Origin of the sequence: Nonomuraea sp. NPDC048892 (assembly GCF_040649735.1) — a bacterium.
In the GTDB taxonomy this organism is placed as follows: domain Bacteria; phylum Actinomycetota; class Actinomycetes; order Streptosporangiales; family Streptosporangiaceae; genus Nonomuraea; species Nonomuraea maheshkhaliensis.
In genome coordinates this window covers 22732-35137 of sequence record NZ_JBEZFZ010000036.1, presented here as the reverse complement: position 1 = coordinate 35137, position 12406 = coordinate 22732, and the positions used below count along the sequence as shown (strand labels likewise).

Genomic DNA, 12406 nt, shown 5'->3' with positions numbered 1-12406 from the left:
AGACGCCCGGAAGGCTTTGGCTCGCCACAGAATGACCGGACGACCAGGCCCGTGTGCTGAAACACGAGCTGACCGCATCCGCTTACGGCGTACCTGGCGGCGGTACGTCGAACAACCGCATCACGTGCCGAAACAGTTGCGCACCGATCGGCGTGACCGAATGGAAGGAGCGTGCATCCTCCACCTCGCAGTCGACCAGGCCGGCGTCGCGGAGCGCCTTGAGATGGTGGCTGATCGTCGGCTCGGTCACGTCGAAGGCTTCGGTGAGCTCGTGCACTCGGGCGCTGCCGTGCTCGTGACTCAGCAGAATGCTCATGATCCGCAGCCGAACAGGATCGGCGAGCACGCGAAGTTGCCGGGCCATGTCGATGGCCATCTGCGTCGGGGGAGGCGCCCCAGAGGGTGAGCCGGAGCAGTCGTCGGCATCGGACAGCACAGGCCACGTCTCCCTGCAAATGGACGCTGATCTAGTTTTGTGTCCGGGTCGGCGGGCACAGCGCGCTTCGATCACGGCTGAGCGCGGTTGACCGATCTCCGGCCCAGGCCCCGGCCATCAGCCGTCCTCCGTCGCTTCCTTCGACGCCACAAGCCGATAGCCGACACCGCGTACCGTCAGGATGAGCGCCGGGTTCTTCTCGTCATCGCCGATCCGGCGGCGTAACCGTTTGATGTGGACAGCGATGGTGTTGTTGGGCGGGGATACCGTGCTGCGCCACACATGGTGGCTGATCTCGTGACGGGTGACCACGCGACCGGCGTTCCTCATGAGGTACGCGAGCAGTTCGAACTCGCGCAACGGGACGTGCACCAGTTCCCCGCACACGCGGACCACGTGAGCCACCTCGTCCAGTTCGACGCCACCGACCCTCAACGGGGTCGACGGGTTGGAGCCGGCGTTGATCAACGGAAGGAGTTCCGACGAGCGATAGGGCCTGGCCACGCACGCGGTGGCCCCTGCCTGCAGCGCTCGCATGGCGAGCTCCGCATCGTCCGGGCCGACGCCCACGATGATCGTCATGTTCATCGACCGGCGTAGCGTGGTGATCAGGGTCGCCGCTTCGATACCGGGCAGTCGGGCGGTCAGCAGCAGCACGTCCGGTCGCTCGGCGCCGATGCGCAGCAGCGCCTCGGCGCCGTTGTCGCAGCGCGTCACCGCCACCCCGTGCGCGGACAGCTCGCTCAGTTCGGCATCCGGGTCGGCGACCAGGACCGTGGGGCCGGTCCTGACCGGCTCGGCGCCGTCCCGCTGCCCGCGCAACGGGACGGCGGCTGTTGCACGGCTCATGTGGCTCATCGGCTCCGCTCTGGGTCAGCCGAAGCGTCCGGTGATGTAGCCCTCGGTTCGCTTGTCGGCGGGGTTGCTGAAGATGCGTGCGGTGTTGTCGAACTCGACGAGGCGCCCGTGCCGTACGCCCTTGTCGTCGACCTCGGCGGTGAAGAAGGCGGTGCGCTCGGAGACGCGGGCGGCCTGCTGCATGTTGTGGGTGACGATCACGATCGTGTAGTCCCTGGAGAGCACCTGCATGAGATCCTCGATCTTGGTGGTGGCGATCGGATCGAGTGCGGAGCAGGGCTCGTCCATGAGAATCACGTCCGGCTTGACCGCGATGGCGCGGGCGATGCACAGGCGCTGCTGCTGGCCGCCGGACAGGGCCAAGGCGTTCTGCTTGAGCTTGTCCTTGACCTCGTCCCACAGGGCTGCCCGGTGCAGGGCCTCCTCGACCACGTCGTCCAGGCCCCGGCGTTGACCGTTGATGCGGGGGCCGTAGGCGATGTTGTCGTAGATCGATTTGGGGAACGGGTTCGGCTTCTGGAAGACCATGCCGATGCGGCGGCGCACTTCGATGGGGTCGACGTTCTCGCCGTAAAGGTCTTCGGCGTAGTAGGCGATCTTGCCGGCGACCCGAGCGTCGAGAATGAGATCGTTCATCCGGTTGAGGCAGCGCAGCACCGTGCTCTTGCCGCAGCCGGACGGGCCGATCAGCGCGGTGATCTCCCTGGGAGCGATGCGCATGTTGACGCCGCGCACGGCCTCGTAGTCGCCGTAGAAGACCGACAGGTCTGTCAGCGTGAAGACCGGGTCGAGCGCGTCGGCCGGTTCGTCAGCCATGGTGTCGCGGGCCTTCACTGTGATGTCGGAGCTCATGGATATGTCTCACCACCGCTTTTGGGAGCGATTACGGACGAGGATGGCGATCGAGTTCATCGCGATGATGACGACGAGCAGGAGCACGATCGCGGCCGATGACAGGTCGTGGAACTCGGTGCGGGATTGGCTGATCCAGCCGTAGATCTGGATCGGCAGCACGGTGTAGCCGCTGAGCAGACCATCGGGCACGTACGCCACGTAGGTCAGGCCGCCGAGCAGCAACAGCGGCGCCGCCTCGCCCGCCGCTCTGGACAGGGCCAGGATGGAGCCGGTGGCCATGCCGGGGACGGCCGCGGGCAGCACCTGGCGCCAGATGGTCTGCCACTTGGTGGCGCCCAGGCCGTAGGAGGCGTTGCGGATCTCGCCGGGCACCGCGCGGATCGCCTCGCGGGAGGCGATGATCACGATAGGCAGTACGAGCAGGCACAGCGTGATGGACGCCGTCAGCACGGTGGTGCCGAAGCCGAAGCCGCGGGCGATGATGCCCAGGCCGAGGATGCCGTAGACGATGGACGGGATGGCCGCCAGATTGGCGATGTTCAGCTCGATCAGCCGGTTGTACCAGCGGCGGTGGTCGGCGTATTCCTCCAGGTAGATCGCGCCGAGGATGCCCACCGGCAGGCAGAACACCGCAGTCATGCCGATCACCCACAGGCTGCCGAACAGGGCGGACCGGGCACCGGCCCGCTCAGGCCGGCGAATGGAGGGGAAGTTCTCCCACAGCCGGGCGTCGAGGCGCGGCCAGCCTCGGTAGACGACGTAGACGAGCAGCGTCACCAGGAACGCCACCGCGATGAACAGGCACAGCCGCAGCAGCAGCTTGAAGGCCAGGTCCCCCCAGCGCACGCCGCGCCGGGTGAGCAGACGTTCCTGAGTGGTCGTCATTCGTACACCTCCCTGAACCGGCGGACCAGACGGGCGCTGATGAAGTTCATCGCGAACGTGATGAGGAACAGCAGGGCGCCGACCGCGAAGATGGTCTTGTAGTCGAGCGAGGCGGTAGGCAGGTCACCGGAGCCGGCCTGGGCAATGAAGCCGGTCATCGTCTGCATGGCGTCAAGGGGGTTGAACGACAGCGCGGGCTTGTTGCCCGAGGCGATGGCGACAATCATCGTCTCGCCGATGGCACGGGAGATGGCCAGCACGAACGAGGCGACCACCCCGGACAGTGCGGCCGGGAGCACCACACGCACTGCCACGAGCCTGGTGGACGATCCCAGCGCGTACGCGCCGTCTCGCAGGCCCCTCGGCACGGCCGACATGGCGTCCTCCGACAGCGACGCCACGGTGGGCACGATCATGACGCCCATGACCAGACCTGCTGAGATCGCGTTGAAGATGTCCGGCTGCAGCCCGGCGGGCAGGTATGCCTGGAGGGTGGGGGTGACGAAGCGGAGCGCGAAGAACCCATACACGACGGTCGGCACGCCCGCCAGCACTTCTAGCACCGGCTTGAAGATCTTGCGGGTGCGGGCGTGGGCGTACTCGCTGAGGTAGAGCGCCGCGCCCAGCCCGAGCGGGATCGCCACCAGGATGGCGATGATCGTGATCAGGAACGTGGCGCTGACCAGTGGCAGCACACCGTACGCAGGCGGCTCGAACAGCGGCGCCCACTCGGTGCCGGTGAAGAATTCGGTGACGCTGACCGCACCGAAGAACTCGATCGTGGGCGGCACCAGTGAGATCACGATGCCTGCGGTGGTGGCCACCGACACCAGCGCGGCGGCCACCAGCACGATCTGCACCGTGCGTTCCCCGTAGCGCGAGCGCGCCCTCCCCAGCGGCCCTTGCGGGCCGGGAGGGGAGGACGCGGTTTCGATTGTGCTCATCCGCCGGCCTGGGCCTTCAGCTTGTCCAAATCGGCCTTGAGCTCGGTCTCCTGCTGCGCGTTGAGCGGGATGAACTTGGCGTCCTCGGCGATCTGCTTGTGGTTGGCCACGTAGTACTCGACGAAGGCCAGCACTTCCGGCCTCTTCAGCGATTCGGCCTTGGGGTAGATGAACAGCGGACGCGAGAGCGGCTTGTAGGTGCCGTCCTGAGCCGCCTGCACGCTCGGGCCGACGCACCCGTCGCCACCGTCGACCTGCACGGCCTTGAGCTTGTCGGCGTTCTCCTCGAAGTAGGAGAAACCGAAGTAGCCGAGGCCGCCCTTGGAGCCGGCCACACCCTGGACGGTGACGTTGTCGTCCTCGCTGGGGCTGTAGTCGGTGCGGCTCTTGCCCTCCTCACCGTTGATCACGTCGGTGAAGTAGTCGAAGGTGCCCGAGTCTGTTCCGGCGCCGAACAGCTTGAGCGGCTCGTTCGGGAACTTGGGATCGATCTGGTTCCAGTTGTTCACCTTCGAGCCGGGCTCCCACATCTTCTTGAGCTGGTCGACGGTGAGACAGGTGGCCCAGGTGTTCTCCTTGTGCACCACGACGGTCAGCGCGTCGTTGGCAACGGAGAACTCCTCGTAGGCGATGCCCTTGGCCTGGCAGGCCGTCTTCTCCTCGTCCTTGATCGGGCGCGAGGCGTTGGAGATGTCGGTCTCGCCGTTGCAGAACTTCTCGAAGCCGCCACCGGTGCCCGAGGTTCCGACTGTGAGGCGCACCTTCGCCTGCTGCTCAGCGAACAACTCGGCCGCCGCCGTGGACAGGGGCGCGACCGTACTCGAGCCATCGACCTTCACATCACCGGACAGTTCCTTGGCCGCCGTCTCGGCCCCACCGGTTCCCTCGGCACCTGGGGCACCGCCTGGATTCTGGTTGTTGCCGCCGCAGGCCACCAGCGCGACAGCGCACACCGCCACCGCGAGCAAGGCACGCACCATCCGCACTCGATCTTCCACGATCGTTCCCTTTTCCTAGAGTCAGGCCCGGCCCCGACCAGGCTTCCGTCACCCACGCATAGAAGCCCGCCTATATGAACAACCGGCAAACAGGAACTGATCTGGCGATAAATTCATCGATCGACGCCTATGTGTTATCGCACCAGCTCACGCCTTGAGCACACCAACACGCAGATTGCGGCGCACGTCCGAGAAGGGGCTAATGATGCCCGTCAGAACTCGATCACCATCCAGTCACCCATCGTCCATCATCGATCCATAGACTTGATCGGTGCACCAGGACGAGATCGCCCCCAACCACCACCATGACCGCGAAGACGGTTACATCGGCACGGGCGGAGCAGTCGAGCCACTTTCACGGCCCCAGGCGGAGCAACTCGCCAACGCGCTGAAGGCGGTCGCGGACCCCACCCGGTTGCAGTTGCTCAGCATGATCAGCGCAAGCGAGTCAGGCGAAGCATGCGTCTGCGATCTCACCGCACCCCTCGGCCTGACCCAGCCTACTGTCAGCCACCATCTGAAGATCCTCGTCGACGCCGGGCTGCTCACCAGGGAGAAGCGCGGCAAGTGGGCCTGGTACACCATCGTGGCACAACGACTGCAGGCGCTAGGCGGCCTCATCCCCCGGTGAGAGCCGCTGGACAAGTGATATAGACGCCCATCAAAATAGACACGTGTCTATAAGCCAAGCGGCGCCGATCTTCCTCGCGTCTGACGACACCTGTGGCGGTTCGCACCCAGGACCGCCCCTGCCTCCTGGGGCAGCACTCAAGCTCGCCCATCAGCTCGATGCGGCGGCCGACCCCGCGAGACTACGCATCCTGAGCTTCGTCCTCTCACAAGATCGAGGACGGTCATCCGCCTGCGACATCAACGACGACGTCCATACGGTCTTTCGCCTGCCCGCGTCAGCCGTCGGCCGGCATCTACAGGTGCTACGGGAGGCCGGCCTGCTCGACGTTCACGAACAGAACGCCCACCTCTTCTTTCAGGCCACTTCGGAGGGTCGCGAACTGCTTGCCCGCCTACGCCGAAGCCTCGGCGTCGTTCCCGCGATACGAGAACGCCATCAGCCACACACCGAAGTTCCGGAACCACAGTCGCCGGGCGGGCAGCAGGCCTGCAGTGTCACCTGCAAGTCGGACAGCGCCTTGCCGATGCGCGTGGAGTCGGCCCGATAGTAGACGGTCTTCCACTCGCGTCGCGAGGTCAGCACGCCGCCGTCGCGCAGCGTGGCCAGATGTGTGGAGGTGGCCGACTGGGCGAGTGACATGCGCTCGGCCACCTCGTTGACAGTCAGCTCGACACCGCCGACGAACAGCTCCATGATCTGCTGGCGCGTGCCGCTGGCCATCGCCTTGAGGAAGCCGCGCGCCTCGTCACTCAGCTCGAACCCGTTCGCCGTCATGGTCATAGCATCACCCCATTCTCATTATATTGTAATTTCTGGATATGAGGATATGATTCCGCGGCATGGACACCATCGTCATCGGCGGCGGCCAGTCCGGCCTCGCCGCCGCGCACTGCCTGAGCACCGCCGGGCTCCGGCCCGTCATCCTTGAAGCGGGCGAGCAGCCCACCGGCTCCTGGGCCGGCTACTACGACAGCCTCACCCTGTTCTCCCCCGCTCGCCACAGCACCCTCGGTGGCCGGCAGTTCCACGGAAACTCCGACCACTACCCGAGCCGGGACGAGGTCGTCGACTACCTGCGGCGCTACGCCGACAGCCTGGACGTCGAAATCCGCACCCGCACCCGGGTGAGCGCCGTCGAAGGAGACGGCGCGGGCGGATTCCTCGTCCACACCGCCGACGGCGACATCCTGCGCACCATGGGCGTGGTGGCGGCCACCGGCTCCTTCGGCAACCCGTACCAGCCCGAGTTGCCCGGCCAGGAGACCTTCGCCGGCCGTCTGCTGCACGTGGCCGACTACCGCAACCCCAAGCATTACACCGGCCAGCGCGTGGTCGTCGTCGGCGGCGGCAACTCCGCGGTGCAGGTCGGCTACGAGCTCGCCGAGGTGGCCACCGTCACGCTGGCCACCCGCCACCCGGTCGCGTTCATGCCGCAGTTCATCGGCGGCAAGGATGTACACCACTGGCACACCACCACCGGCTTCGACGACCTGCCCCCGCACTGGCTGGCGCAGATCACCGCCCGCGCCGGTGGCGGCACCCTGGCCATGGACACCGGCGACTACGCCGCCGCCCTGGCCGACGGCCGCATGGACCGCCGCCAAGTCTTCACCGCCTTCGACCGCGACCACATCGTGTGGGCCGACGGCGAGCGCGAGCACGTCGACACGGTCATCTTCGCCACCGGCTACCGGCCCGATCTGAGCTACCTGCACCCGCTCGGCGCACTCAGCGGGGACGGTCTGCCGCTGCACGACGGCGGCATCTCCACCACCCACCTCGGACTTGGTTACGTCGGGGTGGAGTTCCAGCGCTCGTTCGCCTCCAACACCCTGCGCGGCGTATATCGCGACGCCCAGCATGTCACCGCCCCGATCGCCGGCTACGCCGGCGGAGCCCTGGCCACCTACGGCCTCTGACATGGGCTCCGCACCAGCCACCCTGGCACTGCTCCTGCTCCTGCTGGCCAGCATGCTCACCGTCGGGACATCCCTGACGACTCAGGGCTTCCGCCCCCGGCTCCTAGCTTGATCTTTAACCTCTCCCGCCGGCCGGTCGTTGAGCTGGGTGGAGGTTGGGCCGTTCGCGGGACGTCGAGACGGCCTTGGCGTGATCATGAGCGTTGCTGAAGACGCTGACGATCACTACCAAGGCCGTGAGGATGAGTGTGCTGAACGAGGCTGTCCATGTCGAGCCCCTGGCCGAGTTGTCCGGCTTCCGGACCGATTTCTACGACTGTCTGAAGGCGCGGGGCGATGCGCTGTTCGAGCTGGCCGATGCGGTGTTGTGCAGTGATGGTCCGGTGCGTTCGCTGGTGGAGTTGTCCCTGGTCGGCGAGCACCGTCGAGGTCATGGGTCGCTGTATGCGGCGTTGGAGCGGGGCCGGCTCGATGTGGGGCGGCTGCGTCGGGTGTTGAGCACGGTGCCGCTGCCCAGGGCGGCCGACGGGCGGTTGGTGCTGGCGGTGGATGTGACGTGCTGGCTGCGGCCGGACGCGCACACCTCGCCGGAGCGGATCTTGTGTCATACCTATGGGTGGGCCAAGGACCAGCACATCATGATCCCGGGCTGGCCGTACTCGTTCGTGGTGGCGTTGGAGACGGGCCGCAGCTCGTGGACGGCGCCGCTGGATGCGCTCCGGCTGGCGCCGGGCGATGATCTGGCCGCGGTGACCGCCGCCCAGCTGCGCGAGGTGGTCGAGCGGCTGATGGCGGCCGGACAGTGGCAGTGCGGTGACCCCGACATCCTGATCGTGGCCGATGCGGGCTATGACGGGCCGCGCCTGGCATGGTCGTTGCGTGATCTGCCCGTCCAGATCCTGGCCAGGATGCGTTCGGATCGGGTGCTGCGCCGGGCGGCCCCGCCGCGAGTGCCGGGGACCAACGGCCGGCCACCGCGCCACGGGAGCGAGTTCATCTTCGGCGACCGGGGCAGTTGGGGCGAGCCCGACGTGGCCACCGAAGCTGAGACCCGCCTGTACGGGTGTGCCACCGCCTGGGCTTGGGATCGGCTGCACCCGCGGTTGACCCGCCGTGCGGCCTGGGCCGATGCGGCTGAGCTGCCGATGATCGAGGGCACCGTGATCCGGCTGGCGGTGGATCATCTGCCCAGCGGGGCGATCCCGAAGCCGGTGTGGCTGTGATGGTCCCAGGTCGATGCCACCACCATCGAGGTGGACCGGATGTGGCAGGCGTTCCTGCGCCGCTTCGACATCGAGCACACCTTCCGCCTGCTCAAGCAGACCCTTGGATGGAACTGCCTCAAGATCCGCGATCCGCAGGCGGCTGATCGCTGGACCTGGCTGATCCTGGCCGTCTACACCCAGCTCAGGCTGGCCCGCCCCCTGGCCGCCGACCTACGCCGCCCCTGGGAGGAACCTGCATCCCCTCAGCGTCTGTCGCCCGCTCGTGTGCGTCGAGGGTTTCGGCACCTGCGTGCCAAGACGGTCAGTCCGGCCCAGGCACCGAAACCCTCCCGGCCAGGACCCGGACGGCCACCCGGGCGCCGCAACAACCAGCCCGCCCCTCGCCACGACGTCTACACCGCCACCGGCCTGACCACCGCGAAGACTTCCGCTCGGAAACCGACAACGAAGAAACCCGCCAATCCACGTCCTCGACGCACAGGTCAAAGATCAAGCTAGCCCTCTGGCAGGCATGGAACCGGCTGGCCGCCGAAGGCGTCGTTCCCCGCGCCATGGCCCTGCAGCCAGGCCGGACGTCGAACTTCCCGACGCCAAGCAATATCCGTCCTATGGCGAGAACGGCTATTACCGCAGTTTGGATGGCCGGTCCATCTCGCCCGAACGGCGTGAAGCGATCGAGCGGAAGGCGGCCACGTCCGGGACCCGGCCGTCGGCCATCACCTATGTCATCGGCCACCCGAAGCGGTCAAGACCACCCTGCTGGCCGACGAGAGCACCCGGGCGGCGGCGCGGGAGTCGCTGGAGGAGTTCGAGGCCCGCCAGGCCGCCGCTGACGCGGCCGCCCGCGCCGCAGCCGCCGCCGTCATCAGGCACCGGCAGAGCGAGTACGACGAGAGCCTGCGCCGTGAGCGGGAGTCGTTGGCCGCCGAAGCCCGCGCGGCACGTGACGGGTCCGAGGCCGAGGCGTCTATTGACGTCTTCAACGCCATGGCCGAGATCCGCATGGCCGCCTCGCGGGCGCTGGCGCTGCTGCACAAGCAGCAGATGGCGACGAGTTCAGCTTCCGCGATGCCACGTCGGCCGCCCGCGCGGCGATGACCTCGGTCAAGGACATGCACCGCGCCACCACCTTCGAGGCCGCCAAACCCCCACTCGATCGGCCCGCAAGGAGTTCGCCACCATGGCCCAGGCCGCCAACGATTGCATCACCAAGGTCGCCGGCCTCGACACGGTCGGCGAGCAGGCGGTCCGGTGCGAGAACACCAGTTTGCTCACCCAAATGATCGCCGACCTCGAAGCCCGCCTCACGGAACCGGCAGCGGGCTGACCAGGACCGTCATCACGTCAAAACAGCCCGTCCCCGGACACGCCGCACCCTCAACGACCGGCCAAGGAGCCCCCGTCATGACTCCGCTCGAACGCAGCCTTGCCAGAGCCCTCACCGAGATCGTCATCAGGCTGGACCTCAGCGACGACGACGCCATCACGCCCGCCGCCACGATGCAGGTGATCGAGCCGGTGGCCGTCCTCCTGCAGGACCTGTCCGAGCAGGACCGGCAAGCCCTCACCGACCTGATCAACCAGTTCGCGCACCAGGAAACCGCCCTGACCGGCAACTGACGGCCTGGGAAGCGCCGGAAACCCTAGCCTTCTAGGCAATTGATAGGCGGCAGCAATCTTGTTTTATTGGGAGGCGGAGGGATAGGCACCGCAAGTAACCTCTGAACACGTGGCAGACGAGGAGATCTTGCAGGATTCTGCGCATCGCAGGGTGATACGCCTCGGTGACACGGTTCGCAGGCCCACATACCCCTGGACACCGGCCGTCCATACGTTGCTCCAGCATCTGGAGCAGGTGGGGTTCCCTTACTCACCGCGGGTGCTGGGAATCGATCAAGAGGGTCGTGAGATCCTCACCTACCTGGACGGCGAATCCGGCCCGCAAGGCTGGGCCAAGGTGGTCGAGGATTCCGGTCTGATGTCCTTTGCCCGCCTGCTACGCGACTATCACGACGCGGTCGCCGGCTTTCGCCCACCCCAGGGACTCAGCTGGTCCAGCGGTGTGGCAGAACCACGCGATGACGAGGTGATCTGCCACGGGGACTTCGGACCCTGGAACATCGTCTGGCGTGGTGAACGCCCCATCGGGATCCTGGACTGGGACTACGCCCGACCCAAGCCCCGGCTGCACGACATCGCCTACGCGCTGGAATACGTCGCGCCATTCCGCGACAACGCCGAATGCCTACGTTGGCTGCGCTACCCCACGCCCCCCGACCGGCGGCACCGCCTGGAGCTGTTTGCCACCGCCTACGGCCTGACGTCCACCACGGGCCTAATCGATGCCGTCATCGACATCCAACGAGACGGCATCGAGCGGACCCGCCAGTTCGCCGATGCCGGGCACCAGCCCCAAGCCCACTGGGTCGCCAACGGCTACCTCGACGAAGCGGGCAAAAAGCTGGCCTGGAGCCGGGATAACCGCCACCTGTTCGAATAACACAGACCGACGAGCGCAGTCGCGACCGAGCCTACTTGCCTAACATGCCTTAACGGCCTTCAAGCGGCTGACCAGCTATTTCACTTGACTACCCAAGACAACCATCGCGTCGGTGGCCACAGCCAGGGCGAGCTCGCGGCCCAGGGTGTCGGTGGCGGAGTAGAGCAAGGTGAAACGTGCGGGGCCGGGGCGCCGCCGAACTGCTCGCCGTCGCCGAGGAACTCCGTCGCCACGACATCGAGCTGGAGCTGCTGAGTGGCCCGCTGCAGGGCATCTACAACCCGTCGGGGCATGGCGCGGCATTGTTCGCCTTCTTCGCCGGGATGGCCGAGTCCGAGCGGGAGTACATCCGGGAGAAGTCCCACGAAGGCCAGGCCTCGGCACGCGAGCGCGGCCGCCACGGCGGCCGCCTCAAGGTGTTCGACGACGACATGATCGCCTACGCGCGCTCGCTGCGCGAGCGGGGTGTTGCGGTGCCCGACATCGCCCGCAAGCTCGTCATCCCCACCGGGAAGAACAAGGGCCAGCACCCTTCGGTGGCCAGCGTCTACCGGGTGCTGGCCGACGACATCGAGGTTCCAGTCAGGAGCCGAACATCTCGCCGTGGGGATCGATCAGTCGGCCTGGTCGCCGATAGGCACCACGGCCATCGTCGCCTCGGCCGAGGATCCGGGCACCAGGTGGATCGTGTCGCCCGGTTGCGCCGAGGCCAGCTCGTGAGGGTCGGCCGGACGGGCGCTGTGGTAAACGACGCGACGCTGTACGTCATCGAGGAGGATTTGTCGGCCTGCCAGATTCACCTGGATCTGGTTGGTGGCAAGGACGCCGAACTCCGGGTCGGCGGGTGTCTGGCTGGAGGCGCCGCGGGTCAGCGTGATCTGCGTCCAGGTGGTGCGGATCTCCTCGCCGCGCAGCAGCCGTGCGAGCTGGATGAGTTCGCCGACCTGCTCGGAGGTGACCACCTCCAGGTCGGGGACGGTGACACGCTGGAGGGTGTGGGCTTGTACGGCGAGGAGCGCCTGCAGGAAGGTGACCATCCAGCGGGCCAGGCGCTGCCCGCCGTCGCCGAAGAAGTACTCCACCAGGGCGGGATTGTCGGCGGCCAGGCCGTCCAGGGTACGGCCGCCCATCCAGCGGGTGGGGATGCCGTG

Annotated in this window: 17 protein-coding genes and 1 pseudogene; 10 read left to right on the top strand and 8 right to left on the bottom strand. The window is 67.0% G+C overall.

The window, feature by feature from the left end; all coding sequences use genetic code 11:
* Nucleotides 1-82: 82 nt before the first annotated feature.
* The 6 genes from AB0C28_RS50775 to AB0C28_RS50750 form a co-directional block, all read right to left on the bottom strand.
* Entirely contained in the window at nucleotides 83-376 is a 294-nt protein-coding gene (locus tag AB0C28_RS50775; RefSeq protein WP_357860213.1) for a metalloregulator ArsR/SmtB family transcription factor, read from the bottom strand.
* A 177-nt stretch (nucleotides 377-553) separates the two neighbouring features.
* Nucleotides 554-1285 (bottom strand): response regulator transcription factor, encoded by a 732-nt coding sequence (locus AB0C28_RS50770; protein ID WP_357860216.1) that lies wholly within the window; start codon nucleotides 1283-1285, stop codon nucleotides 554-556.
* Nucleotides 1286-1309: 24 nt separating this feature from the next.
* Complete coding sequence (gene pstB / locus AB0C28_RS50765) at nucleotides 1310-2110, bottom strand: phosphate ABC transporter ATP-binding protein PstB (RefSeq protein WP_357860352.1); 801 nt, start codon at nucleotides 2108-2110, stop codon at nucleotides 1310-1312.
* A 45-nt stretch (nucleotides 2111-2155) separates the two neighbouring features.
* Complete coding sequence (gene pstA, locus AB0C28_RS50760) at nucleotides 2156-3034, bottom strand: phosphate ABC transporter permease PstA (protein WP_357860219.1); 879 nt, start codon at nucleotides 3032-3034, stop codon at nucleotides 2156-2158.
* Entirely contained in the window at nucleotides 3031-3978 is a 948-nt protein-coding gene (pstC, locus tag AB0C28_RS50755) for a phosphate ABC transporter permease subunit PstC (RefSeq protein WP_357860222.1), read from the bottom strand. Before pstC ends, pstA begins: the two co-directional genes overlap by 4 nt.
* Nucleotides 3975-4976 carry a PstS family phosphate ABC transporter substrate-binding protein gene (locus AB0C28_RS50750; RefSeq protein WP_357860225.1) on the bottom strand — a complete coding sequence of 334 codons (1002 nt, stop codon included), beginning with the start codon at nucleotides 4974-4976 and terminating at the stop codon, nucleotides 3975-3977. Before AB0C28_RS50750 ends, pstC begins: the two co-directional genes overlap by 4 nt.
* Nucleotides 4977-5247: 271 nt before the next feature.
* Here AB0C28_RS50750 and AB0C28_RS50745 point away from each other — a divergent pair, with 271 nt between their 5' ends.
* Together AB0C28_RS50745 and AB0C28_RS50740 are read left to right on the top strand one after the other, a co-directional pair.
* A complete protein-coding gene (locus tag AB0C28_RS50745) occupies nucleotides 5248-5607 on the top strand; it encodes a metalloregulator ArsR/SmtB family transcription factor (protein ID WP_357860228.1) in 360 nt (119 codons plus the stop codon).
* A 43-nt stretch (nucleotides 5608-5650) separates the two neighbouring features.
* The gene (locus AB0C28_RS50740; protein ID WP_357860231.1) at nucleotides 5651-6157 is read left to right on the top strand and encodes a winged helix-turn-helix domain-containing protein; all 507 of its coding nucleotides are present in this window, start codon (nucleotides 5651-5653) and stop codon (nucleotides 6155-6157) included.
* On the opposite strand, the gene AB0C28_RS50735 is transcribed toward AB0C28_RS50740, so the two are convergent.
* Nucleotides 6046-6390 carry a metalloregulator ArsR/SmtB family transcription factor gene (locus tag AB0C28_RS50735; RefSeq protein ID WP_357860234.1) on the bottom strand — a complete coding sequence of 115 codons (345 nt, stop codon included), beginning with the start codon at nucleotides 6388-6390 and terminating at the stop codon, nucleotides 6046-6048. The two genes, AB0C28_RS50740 and AB0C28_RS50735, sit on opposite strands and share 112 nt — an antisense overlap.
* 59 nt (nucleotides 6391-6449) lie before the next feature.
* Here AB0C28_RS50735 and AB0C28_RS50730 point away from each other — a divergent pair, with 59 nt between their 5' ends.
* The 8 genes and pseudogenes from AB0C28_RS50730 to AB0C28_RS50695 form a co-directional block, all read left to right on the top strand.
* On the top strand, nucleotides 6450-7529 hold the full coding sequence (locus tag AB0C28_RS50730) for an NAD(P)/FAD-dependent oxidoreductase (protein WP_357860237.1): 1080 nt from the start codon (nucleotides 6450-6452) through the stop codon (nucleotides 7527-7529).
* A 203-nt stretch (nucleotides 7530-7732) separates the two neighbouring features.
* The gene (locus AB0C28_RS50725) at nucleotides 7733-8752 is read left to right on the top strand and encodes a transposase (protein WP_357860240.1); all 1020 of its coding nucleotides are present in this window, start codon (nucleotides 7733-7735) and stop codon (nucleotides 8750-8752) included.
* Nucleotides 8753-8791: 39 nt separating this feature from the next.
* The gene (locus AB0C28_RS50720; protein ID WP_357860243.1) at nucleotides 8792-9253 is read left to right on the top strand and encodes a hypothetical protein; all 462 of its coding nucleotides are present in this window, start codon (nucleotides 8792-8794) and stop codon (nucleotides 9251-9253) included.
* Nucleotides 9254-9673: 420 nt separating this feature from the next.
* Complete coding sequence (locus tag AB0C28_RS50715) at nucleotides 9674-9853, top strand: hypothetical protein (RefSeq protein WP_357860246.1); 180 nt, start codon at nucleotides 9674-9676, stop codon at nucleotides 9851-9853.
* Nucleotides 9854-9935: 82 nt separating this feature from the next.
* Nucleotides 9936-10082 carry a hypothetical protein gene (locus AB0C28_RS50710; RefSeq protein WP_357860249.1) on the top strand — a complete coding sequence of 49 codons (147 nt, stop codon included), beginning with the start codon at nucleotides 9936-9938 and terminating at the stop codon, nucleotides 10080-10082.
* 77 nt (nucleotides 10083-10159) lie between these two features.
* On the top strand, nucleotides 10160-10375 hold the full coding sequence (locus AB0C28_RS50705; RefSeq protein ID WP_357860252.1) for a hypothetical protein: 216 nt from the start codon (nucleotides 10160-10162) through the stop codon (nucleotides 10373-10375).
* A 109-nt stretch (nucleotides 10376-10484) separates the two neighbouring features.
* Nucleotides 10485-11255, top strand: coding sequence for an aminoglycoside phosphotransferase family protein (locus AB0C28_RS50700; protein WP_357860255.1), 771 nt, complete (start codon nucleotides 10485-10487; stop codon nucleotides 11253-11255).
* Between the two features lie 176 nt (nucleotides 11256-11431).
* Nucleotides 11432-11641 (top strand): annotated as a pseudogene (locus AB0C28_RS50695) (recombinase family protein); the annotation flags it as partial.
* A gap of 228 nt (nucleotides 11642-11869) precedes the next feature.
* Here the strand turns inward: AB0C28_RS50695 and AB0C28_RS50690 are convergent.
* On the bottom strand, nucleotides 11870-12385 hold the full coding sequence (locus AB0C28_RS50690) for a hypothetical protein (RefSeq protein WP_358083939.1): 516 nt from the start codon (nucleotides 12383-12385) through the stop codon (nucleotides 11870-11872).
* Between the last annotated feature and the right edge of the window lie 21 nt (nucleotides 12386-12406).

What these genes read in the sequence shown, in the direction of transcription:
- AB0C28_RS50775 (WP_357860213.1), bottom strand. Translation starts at nt 376, where the DNA reads ATGGCCATCGACATGGCCCGGCAACTTCGCGTGCTCGCCGATCCTGTT.
- AB0C28_RS50770 (WP_357860216.1), bottom strand. Translation starts at nt 1,285, where the DNA reads ATGAGCCGTGCAACAGCCGCCGTCCCGTTGCGCGGGCAGCGGGACGGC.
- pstB (WP_357860352.1), bottom strand. Translation starts at nt 2,110, where the DNA reads ATGGCTGACGAACCGGCCGACGCGCTCGACCCGGTCTTCACGCTGACA.
- pstA (WP_357860219.1), bottom strand. Translation starts at nt 3,034, where the DNA reads ATGACGACCACTCAGGAACGTCTGCTCACCCGGCGCGGCGTGCGCTGG.
- pstC (WP_357860222.1), bottom strand. Translation starts at nt 3,978, where the DNA reads ATGAGCACAATCGAAACCGCGTCCTCCCCTCCCGGCCCGCAAGGGCCG.
- AB0C28_RS50735 (WP_357860234.1), bottom strand. Translation starts at nt 6,390, where the DNA reads ATGACCATGACGGCGAACGGGTTCGAGCTGAGTGACGAGGCGCGCGGC.
- AB0C28_RS50730 (WP_357860237.1), top strand. Translation starts at nt 6,450, where the DNA reads ATGGACACCATCGTCATCGGCGGCGGCCAGTCCGGCCTCGCCGCCGCG.
- AB0C28_RS50720 (WP_357860243.1), top strand. Translation starts at nt 8,792, where the DNA reads ATGTGGCAGGCGTTCCTGCGCCGCTTCGACATCGAGCACACCTTCCGC.
- AB0C28_RS50710 (WP_357860249.1), top strand. Translation starts at nt 9,936, where the DNA reads ATGGCCCAGGCCGCCAACGATTGCATCACCAAGGTCGCCGGCCTCGAC.
- AB0C28_RS50705 (WP_357860252.1), top strand. Translation starts at nt 10,160, where the DNA reads ATGACTCCGCTCGAACGCAGCCTTGCCAGAGCCCTCACCGAGATCGTC.
- AB0C28_RS50690 (WP_358083939.1), bottom strand. Translation starts at nt 12,385, where the DNA reads ATGGGCGGCCGTACCCTGGACGGCCTGGCCGCCGACAATCCCGCCCTG.